Below are 22,657 nucleotides of genomic sequence, written 5' to 3'. Positions count from 1 at the left end.
CATTGCGGGAGCGGGCGCGACTCGTGCGGCATTCCGTGCTTTCTGCGCGGGGAACCGTAGTGACTCACGCTTCCAGGTTACGAACAGGCCGGCTCTCACTAGGCTGAACATGTGAGCACGAGCCCCGGACATCGAGCCTCGCCGCGATGTCGTTTCCTGCCGGTTCACCGGCCCGATCGAAAATGACGCCTGATGAAAATCACACAGTTCCTCCGCCTTCTTCGCCGGCATCTCGTCCTGCTCGTCGCCATGATCTTCGTCGGTGGGGCGGCCGGCTTCGGGATCACTGCTCTGATGCAGCCTTCCTATTCGGCACGGACCGAACTGTTCGTGTCCGTGCCGACTTCGGGTGATCCCTATGAGATGCGAATGGCCTCCGACTTCATCAAGGAGAGGATCCAGACCTACGTGGGAATGGTCGGCACCAAATCGGTCCTCGAGCCTGTGATCGCCGATCTTGATCTCAACACGACTCCGGGTGAGTTGGCCTCGCGTGTGGAGGCAATCAGCGATCCGGAGACCGTGCTCATCACAGTTCAGGCCAAAGCCGGCGATGCCGACAGCGCCGCCCGACTGGCAACGGCCGTGTCACGGAGCCTGACGGAGCGGATCAGCACGCTGGAGAATCCGGGAAAGACCGATTCTTCGGCCATCGACCTCATCGAAGCGAATCAGGCGGTGCCGCCTTCAGAACCCGACGGACCACCGCAGTGGCTGTACATTCCCCTCGGCGCACTGCTCGGTCTGGCGGCCGGAATCGCCGTCGCGGTAGTGCGCGGAACCTACGACAACGTCGTCCGGACGAAGAACGACCTGGCGGCGGTCACCTCGGCGCCTCTCCTGGCCGCTGTTCCCGAAGACCGTGAAATCACCTACCGGTCGAACAGGGACGAACCTGCGATCGGCGGCGTTCGAGGCGAATCCATCCTCAGGCTGCGGACAAATCTCCGCTTCGCTCATGTGGACGAAGACAGCACCGTGCTGCTCGTCTCGTCGTCACATCCGGGAGAAGGAAAGACCACGATCGGGATCGACCTGGCCATTGCCAGCGCGCGTGCAGGTCAGAGCGTTGTCCTCGTCGATGCCGACCTGCGTCGGCCCACGGTGGCGTCACGGCTGGGGCTCGAAGGCTCAGTCGGACTGACGACTGCCTTGGTCAGCAGACTCCGTGTCGATGAGCTGCTGCAGACCTGGGGCGAAGACGGCCTGCACGTGCTGGCTGCGGGGGAGATCCCGCCCAACCCCACGGAGCTTCTCGAAACCCGCGCAATGACCGAGCTGGTGTCCGAGCTCGCGGGCAGATTCGACCTCGTCATCATGGACGGTCCCCCGCTGCTGCCGGTGGCCGACGGCCTCGTGCTGTCAAAACTCGCGCATAGGACGCTTCTCGTCGCAGCAGCGGGAAGAGTCAGGTCGCGGACCGCAGCAGAGTCGGTTCGAGCATTGGACGAACTGGGAGCCCCGATCGGTCTTGTGCTCAACCGCGCAAAGATGTCGAGTGCAGAATTCGATCGGCACAGAGCCTACGGTATTCGCGCTGTGGTTCCGGCAATTCCGGAAGACGCGGACTGTCCGGACGGTACGGTGGATCAGGACGGATCGGCCGCCTCGGTGCCGGAAGCAGATGAGGCATCGGCAGAACCGCCGGCCGAGGCATTCGAAGGGCCGGAGACGCGGCCGATGCCCCTGGTCCGCGAAGACGGAGGCGTCTCCCGATCATGATCGCCATCTGGTTCGCCCTGACGACTGTCTGGGTGGTCATGTTGGTCCTCAGTTGGGCGATCCCGAAGTTGCGGCATTGGAGCAATGCCGTGCTCCCACTGGTGTCCCTCGTGCTCATCAACACGGTCGTCGCAGCAGTGAGCAATTATGAGATCTCCGACAAAGCGATCTATTCGATGGAGTTCCGGATCCTCAGCTTCGCCCCCGCCGACGAAATCTTCTACACCTACACCGGGGAGGGGCGAGAACCCGCCTTCCTGATCCTCAGTTGGCTCATCGGCCTGTTCAGCCATGATCCGCAAGTCTATTTCTTCGTCGTCGCACTGTTGGGCTCGACGATCATGGCTTTGGCGCTGCTGTGGCTGCTGCGCTCTGCGTGGCAGGTCACTCTCGTGTACTACATCACTTTCTGCTTCGGGTTCTTCACCGGATATTCGAGCTATCTCCTGCGGCAGGGCCTGTCATTGGTGTTCCTCATTCTCGGGATCGTTGCGCTGTGCCGGCACACCCGGCTGTGGAAGTTCCTCGTGCTGCTGGCCGTTGCCTCGCTCTTCCACTGGTCGGCGATCCCCGCAGCACTGATCATCCTCGGCGTCCGACTGTTGCCGAGGGTCCGAACCATCTTCCTCCTCGGGGTCTGGGCGCTGTTCTCGCTGCTGTTCCTGTCCGGTCTGAACGGCGCGCTGCTGGCACCGTTCGCATCGTCGTCCGAAGAGCTTGCGACCTACACGGATCCAGAGAACGCTGAACTCTACACGGGTGGGACGAACAGGTTGGACTTCTGGGCGCTCGGCCTCTGCGTCGTGATCTTCGGCTTCATCGTGCTGCGGAAGTTCGACAATCTGCCGAACTGGTACGCGCCGCTGTTCCACGCTTTCATTCTGCTCAACACGTATTACCTCGCTCTGGGATTCGTCTACTACAGCGACAGGGTGGCGGGGTACTCCTGGTCGCTCGTCCCGCTGGTCCTGACAGTGCCGGTGCTCTCGCTCACCGGGTGGAGACAGGGGTGGGGCAGCGTGGCCCTCATGATCGCTTTCATTGGATGGAGCGATTACATGGGCGTCGTCGATCGCCTGCTCGCCATGTGAAACCGTCCGACTGAATGCGGACCTGTGCGAGGCACTGGCCGAGAGTCTGAACGAGTGTCTGGGACGGGCCGGGTGCTGCGGCGTCGCGGCTCAGGCCGGTTGCGCAGCCCTGCGCAACCGGCGTTTCTGCACAGCCAACAGCCATGTGAGGGCGAACAGCGAGCGGTGTCCGATGAGGTTGTATGCGGTCCCGAAGGCCTGCTGGATCGCGCTCAGGCCAGCGGTGTTCACATGCGGTGCCGAATCCCGATAGCTTCGGGCTGTCGTCAGTTTCCTCCGCAGCGGCAGGGGGCACCCCCGGTGGTGGAGGTCTCGGGTCGACGACACTGCGTTCTTGGCGCGAATATATCCGGCCGCGGCTCGCAGCCTGGCCGAACCCAACTCGTCTGCGAATTCGGCGAGCGCATCGTTGACGGTCATCAGCTCCGCATGCTTGCCGAGATGGAACTGGCGGGTCACGGATGCCGAATTGTTCTGCCGATAGTAGTACCCGAGAAGTGGCAGATGGAGTGCGGCGACCGCCCCACGAGCGACGGCGAGGTTGAACAGCAGATCTTCGCCGAGGCGGACCCCGACGGGGAATCGTGCACCGGACATCTCCACGGTCCGGCGGCGGTACGCCTTGTTCCACACGGTGTTGAGCGACTCGTCGACGACCCTCGGGGCCAGATAGTCGGGATCGAGCACGCGCCGGGGAGGACCCTCCGAGACCTTCTCACCAGCACACACATGCCGGGGAATCAGAGCTAGGTCGTGCGACTCGGCAAGGTCATGCGAGTCGCCGGATGTCTCGAACGTGACGATGTCGACTCCGGAGCTCTTCACCCCGGCAACGGCGGTGAGGAGACAGGGGCTGAGCATCTCGTCATCTGCATCGACGAACATGATCCATTCTCCGCGGGCGATGTCGAGCGCAGCATTGCGTGCCCTCGCCGCTCCGCCGTGGTCGGCGAGAAGACTCACCACACGATCATCACGTGTGGCGAATCCTTCGATGATCGCCGGTGTGGAATCGGTGGAGCCGTCGTCGACGACGATGAGTTCGAGCTGCGGATGACACTGGTTGAGGACCGATCTCAGGCAATCCGCGAGGAACCCCTCACCGTTGAAGACGGGGACGATGACCGAGATCAGCTCATTCGCCATGGGGAATCGTCTCTGCGCCAGGCGGCACGCTTTCGCTTCCGACGAGAGTCGGCAGGAAGCGGCGTATCCCATCGGCAGCATGCGAGCAGTCGAGAAGGCTGCGGTCGAAGGGCATCGGGTCGAGCAGTCGTCCTGCGGTCCAGTCAGCGGCGATCCGAGCGGCCAGCTCGGTGGTCGCGCCGTCGGGCGCGAATCGTGCCAAGGGGATGTCGCGCACGCCTTTGACATCGAAGGCATAGCTGGGACATCCCATTGCCAGACTCTCCAACATGACTCGCGGCAGTCCCTCCCACTGCGCGGTGTGCACCAGGGCATGACTGCGTTCGATCGCTGCGGCGGCATCGCCGGGTCCGTTCGCAGTCACGATGCCTGACAGACCCCGGCTCCTGATCTCTGCGCCGATATCGGTGCGGAGCGGTCCGTCACCGAGCATCTCCAAGCGGAAGCCGATGCCGTGGTCTCGCAGCTGAGCCGCGATCTCGAGGGGGAGGTGCGGGCGCTTCCGGGGAGAGAGCTCTCCGATCCAGCAGAGCCGGAGGGGCCCCTCAGGCACCGGCCTCACCGGGAAGTCGAGCAGGTCGAGACCGACCCCGAACGACAGATGCAGGTGAGGTCGGCCGCCGAATCGGGAGGCGAACCAGCGCCGGTCGTCGGAGTTCAGAGAGATGACTCCGGCAGTGCGCGACAAGAGCGCGCGTTCGATGAGAGGCCAGACCCGATCGCCGATCGTGCGGGTCTCATTCCAGTGGAGGCCGTGGCAGAAGTAGACGACCGGGGCTGGTGTGCGAGCCAGTCTCACCAGCGCCGAGGCGGTCGCCGAGTTCGTGACGATGACGTCGAGGTTCTCGCGTTCCGACCACCGCCGCAGCCCGCCCAGAGCCTTGACCATGCCCACGTCGGGTCTGCGGGAGAGCCCGGGGATCACGGTCGCTCGAGCGGCCGACATCGGTGATCCGGCGGCGAAGCTGACATCATGGGCGTGAGCACGCCATGACTCCGCGATCTCGATGAAGAAGGAGTCCAACATCCCGCCAGTGCTGGCTAACAGTCCGATTCTCACTTCGCGCCACCATCCTTCATTCTGCGCACCCTCCGACCTCCTCAGAATATGGGTCTGACGAAGCGGGACGGCGTCGGAGCAGAGCGAACTGCGGGCTCCCGCAGGCCCGGTGCGGTTCACCCACGGAACTCAGCCATATGACCGCCGCCAAGCCTCTGACCAGCAGTTCTGGTCCCCGCTATGCTCGAGCCTGGGCGGAGATCAGGGGGCTGAGTACCGAGCGCCAGTGATGACCCGTGCGTGACAGAGTAATGACGCGAAGCTGTCCGGAGTCGACCCCCTAGTGACCGAGATGTCGGTGGGGAACTCTGGGCCTCGTGAAAACTCTCAATGGACTCCCAGAACCCCTGTCCGCTCCCGGCGACAAACGACGTCGCCGGCTCTACTCCAGCTCTCTCGGGCTCGCCTGCATCGACGCGGCAGCCGTCGTCGTGTCGTGGTTCCTCGTCGTCTCCCTCTTCGGGCGGGTCTGGGGAGGCGAGTTCTTCCTGCTGCTGCCGATGCTCATCATCGGTCAGCTCGCCCTCGGCTATCTGCTCTCGCTCTACCGGAATCGCTACGAACTCGGCTCCGACCACGAGCTGCGCAACCAGGGAATGGCTGCGGCCGTCCTCTTCACCGGCGCTGCTCTGGCAGGGGTGGTCCCCGAATATCGTGAGGACATTCCCTGGCTGCTGCTGGCTCTCCTCTTCGCGCAGGCGCTCATGGTCTTCACCCGGCAGCTCATCAGAGTCGTCAGGCAGCTGCGCCTCGTGCCCGTATCCGGAGAACCCGTCGTCATCGTCGGCGCCGGGGATCTCGGTGCATCGCTCGTCTCACAGATGATGGCTGATCCGCTCAGCCCGTATCGGCCGGTGGCGATCGTCGATGACGATCCCACCAAGGTCCGCCAGCTCATCCACGGCGTTCCGGTGCGAGGCACCACCCGCTCCATCGCCGAGGTAGTCGCTTCCTCCGGAGCCGACGGAGTGATCGTCGGCATCGCCGATGCCCCTGCGAAGGTGTTCGCGTCGCTGGTGCAGCGTCTCGATTCGGAACAGATCTGGGTCAGAGCCGTGCCCTCACCGTTGGACATGCTCTCTTCGGACGTCGGCATCGCCGACATCCGCGACCTCGACGTCACCGACCTCATCGGCCGGCCGGCGGCAGAGCCCGAGAGCGAGCAGATCTCTCAGCTCGTCGAGGGCCGCACCGTCCTGGTCACCGGTGCGGGTGGATCGATAGGCTCGGAACTGTGCCGGATCATCTCCCGCCACGGTCCCCGCCGCCTGATCATGCTCGACCGTGACGAGTCCGAGCTGCACTCACTGTGCATGAGCCTCGAGGGCCGTGCACTGATGGACTCTCCCGACCTCGTTCTCGCGGATATCCGCGATCTTCAGGCGCTCGATCAGGTCTTCGCCGAGCTCAAGCCGGACATCGTCGTCCACGCGGCTGCTCTCAAACACCTGCCGATGCTCGAGAGCTACCCGGCCGAGGGGTGGAAGACCAATGTGCACGGGTCCCTGAATGTGCTGAAAGCGGCGCAGAAACATGGTGTGGGACGGTTCGTCAACATCTCCACGGACAAAGCGGCGAATCCCAGCAGCGAGCTCGGCCGATCGAAGTTCGTCGCGGAGCGATTCACTGCTCATTTCGCTGCGGCAACCGGTCTTCCCTACGTCTCGGTGCGGTTCGGCAACGTCCTCGGCTCGCGCGGATCGGTTCTCATCTCGTTTGCGGATCAGATCCGCCGCGGTGGACCGCTGACAGTGACGCATCCCGATGTCACGCGCTTCTTCATGACGATTCCCGAAGCCTGCCTGCTGGTCCTGCGCGCCGCCGCTCTGGGCGGCAGCGGGCAGACGCAGGTGCTGGATATGGGCGAACCTGTGCGCATCGTCGATCTCGCCAAGCGGCTGATGGCGGTGGCGGGACGAACTTGCCCCATCGTCTACACAGGACTGCGCGCCGGCGAGAAGATGAATGAAGAGCTCTTCTCCCCGGAGGAACTTGGCCGAACTTCGGAAAACGGCGTGTCGTGGACCGTTGACGTGCCTCCTCTGGACCCCGAGGCAGTACCCGATCCAACGGCGTCGCTCGAGGCCATTCGCAACAGCTACCTCATCGCGGTCGATGCCGCAGGGACACCGCAGACTGCGGCCGCAGCCGCTGATGGGCATGGTGACACCGGCCCCCGGGAACCAGCGGCCGTCTCAGAGGCGCTGCCCGACATCGACCTCGACCGCGGAGCCGAGGCTCTCGGGCTGACCGCACAGGGAAGGGCATGACGGAGATGAGGATTCCCCTTTGCCTCCCCTCTGTAGGGGAGTTGGAAGAACAGGCGATCGTCACTGCTCTGCGGTCAGGCTGGGTCGCCCCGGCGGGTCCTCAGCTCGACGAATTCGAGTCGCGACTGGCAGCAGTCACCGGCCGCTCACACGTAGTGGCGGTGAGCTCCGGCACCGCCGCGCTGCACCTGGCGCTGCTGTCGCAGGGGATCGGACGCGGCGACCGGGTGGCGGTTCCGACCCTCACCTTCGCGGCGACGGTCAACGCCGTGCACTATGTGGGCGCCGAACCGGTCTTCATCGACTGCGACGAAGCGGGGCTGATGGATACGTCCGTCCTAGAAGTGGCATGCTCTGACGCGCAGTCCTCGGACCGGCCGATCCGCGCGGTTCTGCCTGTCGATCTGTATGGCAGGCCGGCCGACTATCGGCGGATCGTCCGAATCGCCGACACGGTCGGCGCCGTCGTCATCTCCGACGCTGCGGAGTCGTTGGGAGCAGGAACAGATGCCGCACCGGCCGGATCCTTCGGAGCCGTCGCGGCACTGTCTTTCAACGGCAACAAGATCGTCACGACCTCATCGGGCGGGGCGGTTCTGTGCTCCGATCTGGAGACGGCTGAACGTGTCCGCTATCTCTCGACTCAGGCGAGACAGCCGGTACTTCACTATGAGCACACCGAGGTCGGGTACAACTACCGTCTGTCGAACCTCCTCGCCGCTTTGGGCACTGCTCAGCTCGACCGGCTCGACGCGATCGTGGCGAAGAAACGCGAACATTATCAGAGCTATGCCCGGGCACTGGCGCACGTTGCAGGACTTGACCTGCTTCCCGCTGCCGACGGCAACTGTTGGATGAGTGTCCTCGTCGTCGGGCCGGAATCGGGCACAGACGCGTCAGCGCTGGGGGAGACTCTGCTGCAGCGCGGAATCGAAACACGCCCGGTGTTCAACCCGATGCACCTGCAGCCCGTTCATGCCGGTTGCGATCTGCGCTATATCACCGGTCGCGCCGAAGCGCTGTACCGCACAGGTCTGGCACTGCCGTCGAGTACCGATCTGACCACGGATGACAGAAGCACGGTTGCCGCTGAGATAACGTCGGCCATCGGAGAGGCGGTCGCAGTATGAGGAAGCGTACTGCAGTCCTGTGCGCAGGGCTCACGGTCGTCGCGCTGCTCGTCTTCGGTGCCGGGATCGGTGCCTACTACGGGTATCTCGCGATGTCCTGGAATCGGGGCGTGACGACGATCAGCGATCCCGATCTGACCGAACAGCTGAGCTCGCCGACCGAGACAGGGAAATCTCGGGATTCCTCGGCCGTCGACATACTCCTCATCGGCACCGTGAATCCGCAGGGCGATGCGGGATCTGCGGATGACGGCGCGATCGATGCCGATCTCGTCATGCTCGCCCATATACCGGCCGACCGCAGTGGAATCCAGGTCGTCTCGATTCCGGAAGACGCCTCGGCGAGTCTGCCGGGAGGCGAGAATGAGACGATCGGGTCCGCTGTCTCACTCGGCCTGCCGATGAGTGTGCGCGCCGTGTCGAACCTCCTCGGAACCGACATCGATCACGTGGTCCTCGTCGATCTGGCCATGCTCGACGTCCTGGCGGACCTCCTCGGAGGCGTCGAGGTCGAGTCGACGGCGGCATTCGAGTCAGACGGCCACGACTTCACCTCGGGTCTGAACCTGCTCGACAGCTCCTCCGCGCTCGCGTTCTTCAGCGGTCATGGTGCGCTCCCGGAAGGGGAGCTGCAGCGCGTCGCCAACCGACAGGAATTCATCCGTTCCGCCGGTTCGGAGCTGGTGTCGACGGGTCACCTGTCCGATCCGCTGAAGCTCTCGGCCGCGGTCAAGGAGATCAGCCCCTATCTGAGTGTGGACTCGGGATTCGACGCCAGCACGCTCGTGGAGCTCGGCTCGCAGCTGGGAGCTGTCCATGAGGACGACATCGACTTCATCTCTCTGCCGGTCGCTGGCGATGTCGCCGCGGTCGATGACGGCGGACAGCGTCTGGCAGACCGATACGACTTGGAGGAATTGAAACGATTCATCGCTGCCGATTCCGTCGGCGACTTCGCTGCTGGAGCGACGGTGCGACATCGATGACCAACCAAGCCGCACTGCGACTGACCGCGGACCAGTTGCGGGACCGATTCGATCTTACGCAGGATGAGGCCTCTGCCCTGCAGATCGCCAGTGGTGGCTGGGCGACTTTGGCCGGAGCCGCCGTCGACGCTGTCGAACACAGCGGACGAGGGCTGACCGAGCTCGTGAGTTCCACGGCACTGGCGGACTTCGCAGTAGCGCAGACTGACGAGTTCTCGCTGTCGCTCTCAGGTGCGGACCACCGTGCGCTCGGGGTGCTGTCACTGCTCGACGGATTCGATGACGATGTTGCCGAGGTCGCTCTGGACGTGGCCCTCGACCAATGGCCCGAGCATCTGCGCACCGACGGTCCAACACTGCTGCTGCACTTGCAGATTTCGGGTGCGGTGACCCAGGGAACCGGGGGCGCGCCGTGGCGCGTTCCGGTCCTCATCGCGGCGTGGGCTCGCAGAGTCCTCACCGAGAGCACAGCGGGTGACGGGTGCGAGACCGCGGAGATCTCCCTGGCCGAGGCGCTCACCGCACAGGTGGAATTGGCAGGGTCTCCGGAGGCCCTGCTGCTGGACAACGCGGTCACCCTCGCCCGCAGGACTCGTCAATGGAGGCTGCTCGACCGGATATTCCTCACCTGCGGGTATCCGATCTTCTACCTCTACCCCCGGTCCAGCGTGCCGGCATTCGCCCGTCTTCCGGCCTCTGCCCTGCGAGCCGTCCCGGAACTCGAAGAGATCACGACGGTGGCGACCAATGCCCAAGAGGCCCTGCTCAGCCCCGGCACCAGCGCCGAGATGGAGTTCCCGGATTCGGTCCGCGCCTGCGTGGCTCGCCTGACCGCGCCCAGGACATCTCAAGCCAAATACACAGTACAGCCAGTGCAAGGCGGCTCGGACGACGAGTCCCAGCCAGTCGAGGAGATCGGAACTTCCATGAGATTCCATACAGTTATGGACGAGATGGCACGCCTCGGAAGTGATGGGGAGCACCGCATCGCAGCTGAGTCGGGAGCTTCCTGGACCACCGGCGGAGTGGCTCGGCGTTCCTACCGGGTCGTCCGTCTGCAAGCATCCATTCACAGTGTGCTGGCCGACGATCCGGGCCGCGCGCTGGCGCTGCTGCGGTCGATCGAAGACGAAGTGAAAGAGGAAGCGGCACCGGGAGATTTTCTGGCCCCGGCAGTCATCGCATGGTCTGCTCTGGCGTCGTATCTCGCCGGAGATCAAGAGCGTGCCGATGCTGTTCTCGCTGAGTTCGCACTGTTCGACTCCCCTCCGTTCGTACAGGAGCAGATGTTCCGACCCACAGTGCTCGTCGTTCAGGCATACCGCAGTCTCGACGCCCTCAATCTTGCAGATGTCGAAGCAGTGGTGCAGCGTATGCGCGAGTATCCGGACATGGGCGAACTGTGGTACCACGTGCCGATCATCGAACGGTCGCTCATTCAGCTCGTCGCGACCACACGGTCGACTCTGCTGCGGGCAGAGGAGTCGATCGATGTGCACGCACACAGAGCCGCTGCCACGGAAAGACGGATCGAGTCGCTGGCCGCCTCACGCATCGGCATGCTCATCAGCCTCGGGCAGCTGCACCGAGCGGAGAAGCTCCTGGAGACGATCAGCGGGCCCCACGGCATCGGGCAGGTGCTCCATGCTCGTGGTGAACTAGCGGCGGGCCGCAACGGCGCGGCTGTGAGAATCGCCGAGGCACAGTACTACGAGAACCACATCTGCACTCGGGACAGGGCCGAACTCACCGGTATCAAGGCTGCGGCACTGCTTCGCCTCGGCGACAAGGAGGAGGCGCTAAACTCCTTCGCGGAACTGCTGGAGCTCTCAGCGCTCGTGGGGTCGCTGCTGCCGGTCGTTCAGATGCCCATCGTCGAACGACGTGAACTTCTCCGCGCGAGCGCAGACCGGTTGGTGTGGCAGAAGATCGTGAAGATCGTATCACCGTCGGACGGCGACGAACTCACCGCCGGAGGCGCGCCGGAGCGCTTGATCGAACGGTTGGGCAATCTCGGTTCCGCAGTGATCGGTGTGGTGGACTTTCCGACGCTCGCGCCCCGCGAGATGGTCCTGCTCGAAGGTCTCGAACGCGGCGCGAGCGTTGCCGAAATCGCCCACGATCTCATGCTGGTTCAGGGTACGGTCAAGAACAATCTCTCGTCGCTCTATCGCAAGCTCGGAGTCAACAGCCGTGATGCGGCGGTCGCGCGGGCCCGGAATCTCGGGTACCTCGACTCCGGAGGTGCGTAGGAGGAGTCGGCCGGTCCGCGCTCACTGAGCAGGGACCGGCACGCGCGCTTTCAACGTCTGCCGATCGAGTAGGTCGACGACTAGTTTCTCGGCGACTTGGCCGGCCAGCGAGAGGATTCTGGCAACGCTCTCGATGTGCCAGTAGGCGGCCGTACCATGAGCGTGGCCGGCGATGAGCGGCCCGAGGACGTAGATCCCGGAGGCAGCTCTGAACGATGAGTCCAGGACCAGGCCCGTTCGTGATGCGGAGGCACGGACGACTCCGGAACCGAGCATCTGTCGCAGCAGGGCTGAACGGGTGTCGGTCACCCGCTCGAATCCCATCCCGTTGACGACGACAGCATAGTGCGGAGCAGGTACGGTCGACGAGGACTCCACCGCCGGTGTCGAGTCGGCCGGTGGATCGACTGTGACCTGTACGCGGTTGTCCGTGATCCGAGCTTCGCGGAAGCGACCGGGAACGAAATCGATGGTGCCGTTTTCGACGCCTTCGACGAGGAGGTCGAGAGAATCACCGCCGGCACGACGCAGGAGGTCGTTGATGATCAGTCCGTACTCGGTGGCCATCGAGCATCGCTCGTAGTTGTCCATATAGGCGAGGGAAGAACCGACTGCACCGATGAGCACCGAGATCGTGGAATTGACGTTTCCGTTGTCTATTGCTGCGGTGAGTTCTGCTTTGACCGTGCGGCTGAGCTCGAGCGCACGTAATGGCTCACCCGCTCTGGCGGCGGCGAGCAGTCGGTCGAGCAGCGGCGTCGAGGCCGTCTCTCCCGGTCTGTCGTGGTGCCAGTAGTGCGGTCGTCCACGTGAGCACAGGATATGAAGACGAGACGCAGTGGCCCGGCGGAGTCGGTGCGAGGCGAGGATGAATTCCAAGGCATCGGCATTGCCGCCGACGAGGAGGATGTCGCGCTGGTCCTTCGGCAGCGAGTCGAGTCTGGCCCAGGTCCGCTCGATGACGTGTTCAAGACTCGGTTCGTGGAGGTCAGCAATGATGCCCGATTCGAGTCGGACCCCGTCGGTCACCGCACTGTCTGGGCTGGCATTGTGTTCGCCGGCGACCACGGAGAGCTCTTTGACGGGAGGCGAACCGATCGCCAGAAGCAGAGAGCGGGCATGAATCTCGAAACGGGTCGTGCCCGGTCCGTCGTGTTGGCTCAGAAGCACATCGCCATCTTCGGTGTGGGTGATTTCATCTATGTCTGCGTGGACGAATTCGACATCGGCGAAGTCGCGGGCTGTCTCGACTGCTTCGGTGACGAGCTCGGCAAGATGCTGACCGTAGAGCCGTCGGGGCAGATAGAGGCGCTCCCAGCGGCCATCTCGGATGTCGTCTTCATGGCGGAGGATCCACTCGATTTCCATGGCTTCGGCGAGAGGGGAATCCGGGGTCGATCCTTCGATAGCCCACCGCAGCATCACTTCACGTCGCTGCTCCAGCCAGGCGATGAATGCGCTGAGTTCGCGGTCGGGAAGGAAATGCTGAAGTTCTGAGATCAGTAGCGAAGATCGTCCGGAGCGATGTCCGTAGGGCAGCCCTGAGTGGAACTGCCGGTCACGATCGATGACGGTGATGCGCACGGGTGCGAGGAGCGATGCCCTGTTGTCCGATATCCGAGAGAGGATCTTCAGGAGACCGTGGGTCCCTGACGCACCGGAGCCGAGGATTGCGATATCCGTCAGATATGGAACTGAACTGCTCATCATGGTGGTCGCCTCTTTGGTGGAGTGCATTCGGCAGAGTGCGCTCAATGCGGGAGAAGCCGTCGAGGACGGCCAAGATGCTACTAGCGTAGTTCTCTGAGAAGTCATTTCGGGTGACGAATCCATACCGATACCTCGTTCTGAGGATGACTTCGCCCGGGTGCCACCGCAATCACGCCGTGACGAGATCCCGTCTCCGGAACCCGACCATGCCGGCTCCGACGAGGACGACCGTGATCGCCAGGAACGTCAGCACCGCCTCGGCGGAGATGTCCTCGGCCGGGTACTGGCCGATGTGGTTGAACACGGAGAGGTCGAGGACGGCCCCGTCGAGTTGGAGGAGCCCGCCGAACAGAGCGAGCACCGCGGAACCGGCGAAGACGATCCAGGTCAGACCCAGCAGTCGCGGCGCGAACCCGTACAGCAGGCAGGCGAGGCCGATCAGCACCCACACGGCGGCCGACTGCACGAGATGGCCGAGCACCGTCGGGCCCAGCAGGTCCCAATCGTCCAGCGAGGCGGCCGCGCCGATGCCCTCACCGATACCGGCCAGCAGCATCAGCCAGGCGGATCCGAGCAGCGTCACCGTTACCCAGGAAGCCATCCACCCGCCCCGTGAGACCGCGGTCGCGAGCACGGGCTCGGTGTGGAAGTCCTGTTCCTCGGAGCGCAGCCCTCCGACGGTGATGAGCGCGAAGGCGGCGACGATCATGGCCATGTAGAGCGCCATATAGCCGAGATAGCCGTCGACGATTCCCAGCGGTCCGCCCATGAGCTGCGTGATCTGCTCGGGCATGCCGTCGGCGCCCTCGGCCATCGCTCCGGCGAAGGACCCGAAGATCGCAGCCATGACGAGGATCCCCAGCGACCACCAGATCAGCGTCGAACGCTGCAGGCGGAAGGCGAGTCCGAACGCGGTCGACAGGCCGCGACCTGCGTGAACCCGTCCGGGTCGCTCCGCAACGATGCCCGCGCCGAGGTCGCGGCGCGACTGCACAGCCAGGGCGATGAGCAGGAGCACGACGAGGGCGGCGACTGAGTACAGCAGCGGCCACCAGCGGTCGAGAGTGAACGGAGCCGTCTGCTGAGACCATCCCAGAGGGGACAGCCAGGACAACCAGTCGAGGTCACCGCCGGCGACGGCGGACATGTCACCGAGCCCGCGGACGACGAAGCTCAGCGCCAGCACGGCTCCGGCCATTCCCGAGGCCGCCCGCGAGAACCCCGTCAGCTGCACCGTCACGGAGGTGACCCCGACGAAGACACAGCCGACCGCCGTCATCCCGGCCCCGAAGAGCAGACTCGAGGTCGCCGGATCGGGGTCAGCCTCGGAGAACTGAAGTGCCGCGGCCATGAGTGCCCCTGCCACGACGTTCATGATCACCGTGAGGATGACCGCGGCGAACAGCTGGGCATGTCGTCCCGTGACATTCGCGCGGATGAGCTCGGCTCTGCCCGTCTGCTCTTCGGCGCGGGTGTGACGGGTGACGGTGGTGATCGACATCAGACTGATGCCGATCATGAGGAACACGGCGTACATGCCGACGATGAACCGCGGCACCGTGATGTCGTCGAGCCCGTAGCCGGGTCCGGTGATGAGACCCATCACCGGATTCTTCGCGAACACGGTCATCGTCTGCAGGGTATCCGAGTCCATGACCAGAGCGATCGCATTCGCGAAGTAGGCCGTGAGTGCGGTCAGGGACAGCACCCAGATCGGCATCCGCAGCCGGTCGCGCCTGAGCATGAACAGCAGCAGGTGTCCCAGCCCGGTGAGGCCACCCCCGCCGAGGCGGCCGTCAGTTCCGCGGGGACGGGCCCTTCTGTGTGCCTGACGATGGTCGGCGGTCGAGTCCCCTGGACCCGCCTCGGTCGATGCCAGCAGATTCATGATCCGGCCTCCTTGCCGTAGTGGCGCAGCAGCAGCTGCTCGAGCGTCGGCGGCGTGGCCGTCAGCGACTCGACGTCGTGCTCGCCGAGGGTGCGCATGATGTCCGGCAGGTGAGCGGCGTCGGCGCTGAAGTGCAGCTGCGCTCCCTCGCGGACGAGGTCGTGGACTCCGGCCATCCTCGTCAGAGCGGGGATGTCCCGCTCCACTTGGGCGGTGATCGTCGTCCGCGACAGGTGGCGCAGATCCGACAGAGTGCCGGTCTCGACGATGCGGCCGGCCCGGATGATCGAGATCCGATCGGCCAGCGCCTCGACCTGGGCGAGGATATGGCTCGAGAGCAGCACCGTGCGGCCGTCCTCCTTCGCCTCGCGGATGCACTCCTGGAACACGGCCTCCATGAGCGGGTCGAGGCCCGCGGTCGGTTCGTCGAGCAGCAGGAGCTCGACATCCGAGGCCAGGGCGGAGATGAGCGCGACCTTCTGCCGGTTGCCCTTCGAGTACGTCCGGCCCTTCTTTCTGGGGTCGAGGTCGAAGCGTTCGATGAGTTCGTCGCGCTTGCGGACATCGACCCCGCCGCGGAGCCGGGAGAACAGGTCGATCGCCTCACCGCCGGTCAGCCCCGGCCACAGCTCCACGTCCCCCGGGACGTAGGCGAGTCGCCGGTGGAGTCGAACCGCATGCGACCACGGGTCCTCGCCGAGGAGGCGGATCCGTCCCGCATCGGCGCGGAGGATGCCCAGCAGGATGCGGATCGTCGTCGATTTGCCGGCGCCGTTGGGACCGAGGAAGCCGTGGACCTCACCGCGGGCGACCTCGAGGTCGAGGCCGTCGAGGGCACGTGCGCGACCGAAGGATTTGACCACCTCGGCGAGGGTGATCGCGGGTGCCTCGTCCCCGGTCCGTCGGCTGCGGGCCGTCGGAGCTGTCGTCGTTCTCATCGCTTCTCGTCTCCTTCGTCGGTGCGGTGTGCTGTCGGTGTCTCGGTGCGGTCGGAAGCCGCGGAGTACGCGGATGCGGTGTCGGGGGCGGCGGTGATGACGCCGTGGAAGTAGAGGTCGTAGAGGTGGGGTGCGAGCCGGGACATCGTCTCGGGGAAGTCCGCGGTCCCCAGCGCCATCTGCAGGCGGGACCCGAGGATCGACGGGGCCAGCGCGAGGGCGGCGATCGTTGCCGCCTGACCGCGGACGTCAGTGTCGCTGGTGCGGAATTCGTAGCCGGCGAAGCCGTGCCGGATATAGCCCTCGACGAGGTCGACGTAGTGGTCGAAATAGCGCTGACCATGATCCGAGGGATCGAGCAGCGACTTGGTGAGGTAGTCGATGTTCAGCGACATGTCGCTGCTGGCGAAGATCGCTCGCACCGCCTCGGTCGCGTAGTCGGCATTGGCCGCCTTGGCGTCCGCGATCGCCGAGAAGACGAAGTCATCGCAGGCGCGGCGCAGTCCGTCTTTCGACCCGAAGTGGTGGATGACGAGCCCGGGGGAGACGTCGGCGGCGGCGGCGATCGCACGGATCGTCGACTTCGCGAAACCGCGTTCGGCGAAGGTCTCGATCGCAGCGGAGCGGATCCGGACCGCGGTCTCCGGGGACGAATTGGGTGATCGGTTCGCTCGCGAATCCGAAGAGGTTGAACGCATGTTTAATATTAAACGCGTGTTCAATCGTCGATGTCAATGGGCGGGCTCAGAAAGTTCGTCCTCAGTCATTTACATACAACCATCTAGTTGTATGATTGGGCGCATGAAAGCCGTTCTCGACGACGAGGTCGATGCGCTGTTCCATGCATTGGCCGACCGCACCCGGCGCGATATCGTGCGCCGAGTCGCAGGGGAAGGGGTTTCGGTGTCCGATCTGGCCGCCGGCTACGACATGAGCTTCGCCGCAGTGCAGAAGCACGTCGCTGTCCTCGAACGTGCAGGACTGGTGACGAAGCGCCGAGCAGGCAAACGGCAGATCGCCCACGCAGAGGTGGGTCCGCTTCGCACCATCAGGAGCATGCTCGCCGAGCTCGAAGACCACTGGGTCGAACGAGTGCAGAGAATCGACGACCTTCTGGCCGGGCACGAACAGGCCGGGTCGTGAAGCCAACCACCACAATGCTCAGGGAGCAGCCATGCCGGTCATCGACACATTTCATGACGAAGAGACACTGACGCTGACGATCGTCGCCGAATTCGCAGCGCCGCTCGAACGAGTGTGGGAGGTCTACGCCGACCCCCGCCAGCTCGAGCAGATCTGGGGGCCTCCGACGTACCCTGCCACGGTCGTCGACCATTCGCTCGCACCCGGCGGCAGAGTCACGTACTACATGACGAGCCCGGAGGGCGAGAAGTTCTGCGGGTTGTGGGAGCTGACCGCCGTCGATCGTCCCACGCGTTTGGAGTTCCGCGATTACTTCGCCGATGAGGACTTCACGGTTGTCGAGTCGATGCCCGGAAGCAGCTGCGTCTACCGCTTCGAGGCAACCGAGACCGGGACGCGTGCCACCTATGAATCGGTCTTCGACTCGGTGGAGGGACTGCGCACAGTCCTGGAGATGGGTGTCATCGAAGGCTCGACCGGGGCGATCAACCAGATCGACGGGCTGCTGGCTCGCAGCGGAACCGCCAACCGAGCGAACTCGCAACCGAGCGAGCTCGCATAGGGCGATTCCGCGGGAGAGGAATGTTGATTCTCGCCGCTGAAATCAACATTCCTCTCCCGCAGAATGGCGCGCGGGTTCCGCATCAGGGTCGGGCTAAGCCTTCTCGCGGGCCTGCATGGAGTGGGCCGGGGCGTCCGGGCGGACGGGGATGATGAGCGCCAGGCCAACAGCCAGAACGATGAGGATGCCCAGCGTTCCCGCCCGCTGGAAGCCGAAGATCGTGATCGCCAAGGCGAACATCGCGGGCCCCAGGAAGCTCACGGCCCGTCCGGTCGTGGCGTAGAGACCGAAGTTCTCCCCGGCCGACTCCGGCGGAGTGATGCGGGCCAGGAACGACCGGCTCGACGCCTGCACCGGACCGACGCAGAAGCTCAGGATCAGGGCGCAGACCCAGAACACGGCCGCCTCGGCGCTGAAGAGGATCGGCAGCCCACCTGCGATGATGACGATGAGACCGGCGATGATGACGGGTTTCGGCCCGAGCCGATCGTCGAACCACCCGGCGATCATCGCACCGGCACCGGCGGCGACGTTCGCTGCCACACCGAGGATGATGATCTCCGAGGCGGAGAACCCGTAGCTGCCGGCGGCGAGGACCCCTGCGAAGGAGAAGATCGCGGCCAGGCCGTCCCGGAAGACCGCCGAGGCGATGAAGAACCGCAGCGTCTGATGCTCGGTCGACCACATCCGGACCAGACGACGCACGAGGCCCGCATAGTCGGAGACGAAGGCGCGGATCGGGTGTCCGCCCGAGGTGCCTTTGGCCTTCGCGCCGGGAGCCGAGAACAGGACCGGGATCGCGAAGATCGCGAACCACACCGCCGCGAGGACAGCGACGATGCGGAACCTCAGTCCCTCGGCGTCGCTGGCGCCGAGGATGCCGACCTCGGGTTGGATGACGAGGACGAGGAGGAGGACGAGGAGGACCAGCCCTCCGACATAGCCCATGCCCCACCCGAATCCGGAGACCTTGCCGACATTGTCGGGGGTGGTGATGCGGACCATGATGCCGTTGTAGGACACCTCGGCGAATTCGAAGAACACGCTGCCCACAGCCAGAAGCAGCAGACCCAGCCAGAGATAGTCGGGGGAGTCGCGGACGAAGAACAGGCCGAACATCGTGAGCACGACGATTCCGGTGTGCACGCCCAGCCACAGGCGATGCCGACCCCCGGCATCGGCCCGAGTGCCAGCTGCCGGAGCGATGACGGCGATGACGAATCCGGCCGCGGCCATCGACCAGCCCAATGCCGAGGAGCCGGCTTCCTCGGTGGCGGCGACGGACTTCGTCAGGTACGGAGCGAACACGAAGGTGATGATCACGGCATTGAAGGACGCCGAACCCCAGTCCCACAGCGCCCAATTGAATATGCGCAGGCGGGTTGCTGCTGGTGACGGCGGGGATGCGGGCATGGTGTCACTGTACTGAATCGCTGCCCGATCGGGATGAAAACTGCGAAAATAGCAGGGGAAAGCTGAATGCGACGTTGAAGCAGTCCGTGAATTGCGGCAAAGTAGATAGACGGATCTGAACTCGAAGCGAAGGGCATTATGAGCGACCCCAACGCGGACGACGGCTCCGCGACCGGCCAGCAGGCCGGCGCGACCGTTGAGGCGGACGCGGCACCAACCACCGGTGCCGACGATACGACCGCCTCCACACCGTCCGAAACCGAACATTATCTCATCGGCGAACCCGACCCCGTAGCGCTGCATCTTCCGGAGAAGCTGCATATCGGCGAGGGCGACTCCGATGCGGAGATCACCGAGAAGCTGCGCCGCCAAGGTGTGCGCATCGGCAAGGGCATGATCGCCCCGGCCGTCTTCTGGCCGGCACTGATCATCATCGTCGGAGTCGCCGCATTGGCGATTGCGCTCCCAACGTCGACCGGCGACGTGATCTCTGCGATGCAGGGCTGGGTCGTCGCCGACCTCGGCTGGTACTACATGCTGGTCGTCGGGCTGTTCGTCGTCTTCGCCATCGTCGTCGGATTCTCCAAGTACGGCAGAATTCGGCTGGGCAAGGATGGCGACCGACCGGAATTCAACATCTTCTCGTGGTTCGCGATGCTCTTCGCCGCGGGCATGGGCATCGGCCTCGTCTTCTACGGCGTCGCCGAACCGCTGACCTACGCGACGACCGGGGCGAAGCCGGGATGGCCCGACAACGAGATCGACGACGCGAAGCTGGGCATGGCCCAGACCTTCGTCCACTGGGGTCTGCACCCGTGGGCGCTCTACGCAGTGCTCGGCATGGCACTTGCCTATGCGATCCACCGCCGTGGTCGCCCCCTGTCCATCCGCTGGGCCCTCGAACCGCTCCTGGGACGTTTCGTCAAGGGGTGGGCCGGTGACGTCATCGACGTCATCGCGATCTGCGGCACGGTCTTCGGCATCGCTACCTCTCTCGGGCTCGGCGTGCAGCAGATCTCGGCCGGACTCAAACACATCGGGGTCGTCGGCGAGTACGACAACATGTTCCTCGTCATCCTCATCGTCATCATCACCTTCCTCGCCACCGCCTCGGTGGTCTCGGGCGTGGGCGCCGGCATCAAGTGGCTGTCGAACATCAACCTCACGATGGCCGGCATCCTCCTCATCACGGTTCTCGTGCTCGGGCCGACCCTGTTCCTGTTCCAGAACTTCGTCGAGTCGATCGGCGTGTATCTGGCCAATGTCTTCGACATGACGTTCGACATCGGTGCCTACACCGGTGACGAAGGCGCGGAGTGGAACTCCTCCTGGACTCTGTTCTACTGGGGCTGGTGGATCTCCTGGGCACCCTTCGTCGGCGTCTTCATCGCCCGCATCTCGCGTGGCCGCACCGTGCGCGAATTCATCGCCGGTGTGCTTCTCGTGCCGTCGATCGTCGGCTTCTTCTGGTTCTCCGTGATGGGCGGCACCGGCATCCACCGTCAGATCTTCGGCACCGGCGACCTCGTCGACCCGGAGGAAGGCGTCGTGGCCGAGCGCGTCCTCTTCGACGTGCTCGGAGACCTGCCGCTGGGCGCAGTGATGTCGGTCATCGCCATCATCCTCGTGGCGATCTTCTTCATCACTTCCTCGGATTCGGGTTCGCTCGTCGTCGACATGCTCGCCTCGGGCGGCCACCCGAACCCGCCTCTGTGGTCGCGTGTCCTCTGGGCGCTGATGGAGGGTGCACTGGCGATCGGTCTGCTCATCGCCGGCGGACTCGGAGCGCTGCAGGCCGGGTCGCTGCTCACGGCGCTGCCGTTCAGCATCATCCTCGTCCTCGTCTGCGTGTCCACGCTCAAGGCCTTCGGCAAGGAAGCGCAGAGGACGGCGGCGATCGAGCGTGCCGCGCGGTTCCGTCAGGTCGGTGAGCACCTGGCCGATGACTTCGACGAGTACCTCGGTGACAAGGTCGATGAGCGCATCGACTACCGACTCACGCGCAGTCGCGGCATCGGCGATCGGATGAAGTCGCGCTCCGGCGGAACCAGGGAGTCGCGCAAGTCCGGCCGCGACAAGGGGACGTCGACCCCCGCGGACTGACACGGCACCGTCGACGGACATTGCGCCGCCGACGGATCGAGGGCCCGTGTGACCGACTGCGAGTCGGTCACACGGGCCCTTGTCGTACCAGATCTCATCGCAGATCTCCGGCCCCGCTGTCGGCGGCTTCTGCGGCGCCAGGCGGAACGAGTAGGCTGGTGGCGAACGAGTACACCGACCCATCGACCAAGGAGCGCACATGCCCATCGCCAGCCCCGAAGTGTATGCCGAGATGATCGACCGCGCGAAGACCCAGGGCTTCGCCTACCCCGCGATCAACTGCACCTCCTCGCAGACGATCAACGCCGCCATCCGCGGCTTCGCCGAGGCCGGATCCGACGGCATCGTGCAGATCTCCACGGGCGGCGCCGAATACATGTCCGGCCCGACCGTCAAGGACCGCGTGCGCGGTGCCATCGCGTTCTCCGTCTTCGCCGCCGAGGTGGCCAAGAGCTACGACGTCAACATCGCACTGCACACCGACCACGCCCCGAAGGACGCCGTCGAAGCGTGGGTCAAGCCCCTGCTGGCCGCATCGACCGAGCGCGTGAAGAACGGCGGCGAGCCCTACTTCCAGTCGCACATGTGGGACGGCTCGGCCGTACCCCTCGACGAGAACCTCGTCCTCGCCGAGGAGCTGCTCGAGCTCTCGACGGCCGCGCACTCGATCCTCGAGATCGAGGTCGGCGTCGTCGGCGGCGAAGAGGACGGCGTCGAGAACGAGATCAACGACAAGCTCTACACCACCGTCGAGGATGGGCTGGCCACCGCGCGTGCCCTGGGCACCGGCGAGAAGGGCCGTTACCTCACGGCTCTGACCTTCGGAAACGTCCACGGCGTGTACAAGCCCGGCAATGTGAAGCTGCGCCCCGAACTCCTCGGTGAGATCCAGGAGAAGGTCGGCGCCGAAGTCGGCAAGAAGGCGCCGTTCGATCTCGTCTTCCACGGCGGTTCGGGATCGAGTGCGGAAGAGATCGCCGAGGCGGTCCGCCACGGCGTCGTGAAGATGAACATCGACACCGACACCCAGTACGCCTTCACCCGCCCCGTCGTCGAGCACATGTTCCGCAACTACGACGGAGTGCTCAAGATCGACGGTGAGGTCGGCGACAAGAAGCTCTACGACCCGCGCTCCTTTGGCAAGGCCGCAGAGAAGGGCATGGCCGAGCGCATCGTCGAAGCCTGCCAGAACCTCGGATCGGCCGGCACCAGCCTGCATAAGTGAGTCTCAGCCGGCTCAGCT

Annotated in this window: 17 protein-coding genes; 10 read left to right on the top strand and 7 right to left on the bottom strand. The window is 64.7% G+C overall.

From position 1 onward, the window contains the following. Positions 1-192 precede the first annotated feature (192 nt). Both AD89_RS0111360 and AD89_RS0111355 read left to right on the top strand, forming a co-directional pair. Positions 193-1,722 (top strand): polysaccharide biosynthesis tyrosine autokinase, encoded by a 1,530-nt coding sequence (locus AD89_RS0111360; protein ID WP_025778949.1) that lies wholly within the window; start codon positions 193-195, stop codon positions 1,720-1,722. After that, positions 1,719-2,813 (top strand): EpsG family protein, encoded by a 1,095-nt coding sequence (locus tag AD89_RS0111355; protein WP_025778947.1) that lies wholly within the window; start codon positions 1,719-1,721, stop codon positions 2,811-2,813. The genes AD89_RS0111360 and AD89_RS0111355 overlap by 4 nt, the downstream gene beginning before the upstream one ends. 90 nt (positions 2,814-2,903) lie before the next feature. Here the strand turns inward: AD89_RS0111355 and AD89_RS0111350 are convergent, their stop codons facing one another. After that, complete coding sequence (locus tag AD89_RS0111350; protein ID WP_025778945.1) at positions 2,904-3,959, bottom strand: glycosyltransferase family 2 protein; 1,056 nt, start codon at positions 3,957-3,959, stop codon at positions 2,904-2,906. Then, positions 3,949-4,986, bottom strand: coding sequence for a glycosyltransferase (locus tag AD89_RS0111345; protein WP_025778944.1), 1,038 nt, complete (start codon positions 4,984-4,986; stop codon positions 3,949-3,951). The genes AD89_RS0111350 and AD89_RS0111345 overlap by 11 nt, the downstream gene beginning before the upstream one ends. A 350-nt stretch (positions 4,987-5,336) precedes the next feature. Between AD89_RS0111345 and AD89_RS0111340 the strand changes: the two genes are divergently transcribed. From AD89_RS0111340 to AD89_RS19330, 4 genes are read left to right on the top strand one after another with little or no spacing between them, the layout of a single operon-like run. Next, on the top strand, positions 5,337-7,289 hold the full coding sequence (locus AD89_RS0111340) for a nucleoside-diphosphate sugar epimerase/dehydratase (RefSeq protein WP_025778942.1): 1,953 nt from the start codon (positions 5,337-5,339) through the stop codon (positions 7,287-7,289). Between the two features lie 41 nt (positions 7,290-7,330). After that, positions 7,331-8,419, top strand: a complete 1,089-nt coding sequence (locus AD89_RS0111335) for an aminotransferase class I/II-fold pyridoxal phosphate-dependent enzyme (RefSeq protein ID WP_231488598.1) — start codon at positions 7,331-7,333, stop codon at positions 8,417-8,419. After that, positions 8,416-9,405, top strand: a complete 990-nt coding sequence (locus AD89_RS0111330; protein WP_025778938.1) for an LCP family protein — start codon at positions 8,416-8,418, stop codon at positions 9,403-9,405. Before AD89_RS0111335 ends, AD89_RS0111330 begins: the two co-directional genes overlap by 4 nt. Then, positions 9,402-11,657, top strand: a complete 2,256-nt coding sequence (locus tag AD89_RS19330; protein WP_025778936.1) for a helix-turn-helix transcriptional regulator — start codon at positions 9,402-9,404, stop codon at positions 11,655-11,657. The genes AD89_RS0111330 and AD89_RS19330 overlap by 4 nt, the downstream gene beginning before the upstream one ends. A 21-nt stretch (positions 11,658-11,678) precedes the next feature. Here the strand turns inward: AD89_RS19330 and AD89_RS0111320 are convergent, their stop codons facing one another. The 4 genes from AD89_RS0111320 to AD89_RS18490 all read right to left on the bottom strand — a co-directional run bounded on the left by AD89_RS0111320 (position 11,679) and on the right by AD89_RS18490 (position 16,891). Then, on the bottom strand, positions 11,679-13,367 hold the full coding sequence (locus tag AD89_RS0111320; RefSeq protein ID WP_197021743.1) for an FAD/NAD(P)-binding protein: 1,689 nt from the start codon (positions 13,365-13,367) through the stop codon (positions 11,679-11,681). Positions 13,368-13,536: 169 nt separating this feature from the next. Further along, the gene (locus AD89_RS0111315) at positions 13,537-15,255 is read right to left on the bottom strand and encodes an ABC transporter permease (protein WP_025778932.1); all 1,719 of its coding nucleotides are present in this window, start codon (positions 15,253-15,255) and stop codon (positions 13,537-13,539) included. Continuing rightward, positions 15,252-16,193 (bottom strand): ABC transporter ATP-binding protein, encoded by a 942-nt coding sequence (locus AD89_RS0111310; RefSeq protein WP_025778930.1) that lies wholly within the window; start codon positions 16,191-16,193, stop codon positions 15,252-15,254. The genes AD89_RS0111315 and AD89_RS0111310 overlap by 4 nt, the downstream gene beginning before the upstream one ends. Next, positions 16,190-16,891, bottom strand: coding sequence for a TetR/AcrR family transcriptional regulator (locus AD89_RS18490; protein WP_025778928.1), 702 nt, complete (start codon positions 16,889-16,891; stop codon positions 16,190-16,192). The genes AD89_RS0111310 and AD89_RS18490 overlap by 4 nt, the downstream gene beginning before the upstream one ends. Before the next feature lie 103 nt (positions 16,892-16,994). Here AD89_RS18490 and AD89_RS0111300 point away from each other — a divergent pair, with 103 nt between their 5' ends. Both AD89_RS0111300 and AD89_RS0111295 read left to right on the top strand, forming a co-directional pair. Next, positions 16,995-17,336 (top strand): ArsR/SmtB family transcription factor, encoded by a 342-nt coding sequence (locus AD89_RS0111300; protein WP_025778925.1) that lies wholly within the window; start codon positions 16,995-16,997, stop codon positions 17,334-17,336. Positions 17,337-17,367: 31 nt separating this feature from the next. Then, entirely contained in the window at positions 17,368-17,898 is a 531-nt protein-coding gene (locus AD89_RS0111295; protein WP_025778923.1) for an SRPBCC family protein, read from the top strand. A 93-nt stretch (positions 17,899-17,991) separates the two neighbouring features. Here AD89_RS0111295 and AD89_RS0111290 read toward each other — a convergent pair whose 3' ends face one another. Continuing rightward, positions 17,992-19,311: an MFS transporter gene (locus AD89_RS0111290; RefSeq protein ID WP_025778921.1), complete on the bottom strand. Its 1,320-nt coding sequence runs from the start codon at positions 19,309-19,311 to the stop codon at positions 17,992-17,994. Positions 19,312-19,449: 138 nt separating this feature from the next. On the opposite strand from AD89_RS0111290, the gene AD89_RS0111285 reads away from it, so the two are divergent. Both AD89_RS0111285 and fbaA read left to right on the top strand, forming a co-directional pair. Continuing rightward, the gene (locus AD89_RS0111285) at positions 19,450-21,414 is read left to right on the top strand and encodes a BCCT family transporter (protein ID WP_025778919.1); all 1,965 of its coding nucleotides are present in this window, start codon (positions 19,450-19,452) and stop codon (positions 21,412-21,414) included. A gap of 199 nt (positions 21,415-21,613) precedes the next feature. Next, positions 21,614-22,639, top strand: a complete 1,026-nt coding sequence (gene fbaA / locus AD89_RS0111280; RefSeq protein WP_025778918.1) for a class II fructose-bisphosphate aldolase — start codon at positions 21,614-21,616, stop codon at positions 22,637-22,639. Positions 22,640-22,657: the final 18 nt, after the last annotated feature.

Source organism: Brevibacterium sp. VCM10, from assembly GCF_000583215.1.
GTDB lineage: Bacteria > Actinomycetota > Actinomycetes > Actinomycetales > Brevibacteriaceae > Brevibacterium > Brevibacterium linens.
This window is presented reverse-complemented; position numbering and strand designations above follow the sequence as displayed.

What these genes read in the sequence shown, in the direction of transcription:
- AD89_RS0111300 (WP_025778925.1), top strand. Translation starts at nt 16,995, where the DNA reads ATGAAAGCCGTTCTCGACGACGAGGTCGATGCGCTGTTCCATGCATTG.
- AD89_RS19330 (WP_025778936.1), top strand. Translation starts at nt 9,402, where the DNA reads ATGACCAACCAAGCCGCACTGCGACTGACCGCGGACCAGTTGCGGGAC.
- fbaA (WP_025778918.1), top strand. Translation starts at nt 21,614, where the DNA reads ATGCCCATCGCCAGCCCCGAAGTGTATGCCGAGATGATCGACCGCGCG.
- AD89_RS0111285 (WP_025778919.1), top strand. Translation starts at nt 19,450, where the DNA reads ATGAGCGACCCCAACGCGGACGACGGCTCCGCGACCGGCCAGCAGGCC.
- AD89_RS0111330 (WP_025778938.1), top strand. Translation starts at nt 8,416, where the DNA reads ATGAGGAAGCGTACTGCAGTCCTGTGCGCAGGGCTCACGGTCGTCGCG.
- AD89_RS0111345 (WP_025778944.1), bottom strand. Translation starts at nt 4,986, where the DNA reads ATGTTGGACTCCTTCTTCATCGAGATCGCGGAGTCATGGCGTGCTCAC.
- AD89_RS0111350 (WP_025778945.1), bottom strand. Translation starts at nt 3,959, where the DNA reads ATGGCGAATGAGCTGATCTCGGTCATCGTCCCCGTCTTCAACGGTGAG.
- AD89_RS0111360 (WP_025778949.1), top strand. Translation starts at nt 193, where the DNA reads ATGAAAATCACACAGTTCCTCCGCCTTCTTCGCCGGCATCTCGTCCTG.
- AD89_RS0111295 (WP_025778923.1), top strand. Translation starts at nt 17,368, where the DNA reads ATGCCGGTCATCGACACATTTCATGACGAAGAGACACTGACGCTGACG.
- AD89_RS18490 (WP_025778928.1), bottom strand. Translation starts at nt 16,891, where the DNA reads ATGCGTTCAACCTCTTCGGATTCGCGAGCGAACCGATCACCCAATTCG.
- AD89_RS0111355 (WP_025778947.1), top strand. Translation starts at nt 1,719, where the DNA reads ATGATCGCCATCTGGTTCGCCCTGACGACTGTCTGGGTGGTCATGTTG.
- AD89_RS0111320 (WP_197021743.1), bottom strand. Translation starts at nt 13,367, where the DNA reads ATGATGAGCAGTTCAGTTCCATATCTGACGGATATCGCAATCCTCGGC.
- AD89_RS0111315 (WP_025778932.1), bottom strand. Translation starts at nt 15,255, where the DNA reads ATGAATCTGCTGGCATCGACCGAGGCGGGTCCAGGGGACTCGACCGCC.
- AD89_RS0111290 (WP_025778921.1), bottom strand. Translation starts at nt 19,311, where the DNA reads ATGCCCGCATCCCCGCCGTCACCAGCAGCAACCCGCCTGCGCATATTC.
- AD89_RS0111310 (WP_025778930.1), bottom strand. Translation starts at nt 16,193, where the DNA reads ATGAGAACGACGACAGCTCCGACGGCCCGCAGCCGACGGACCGGGGAC.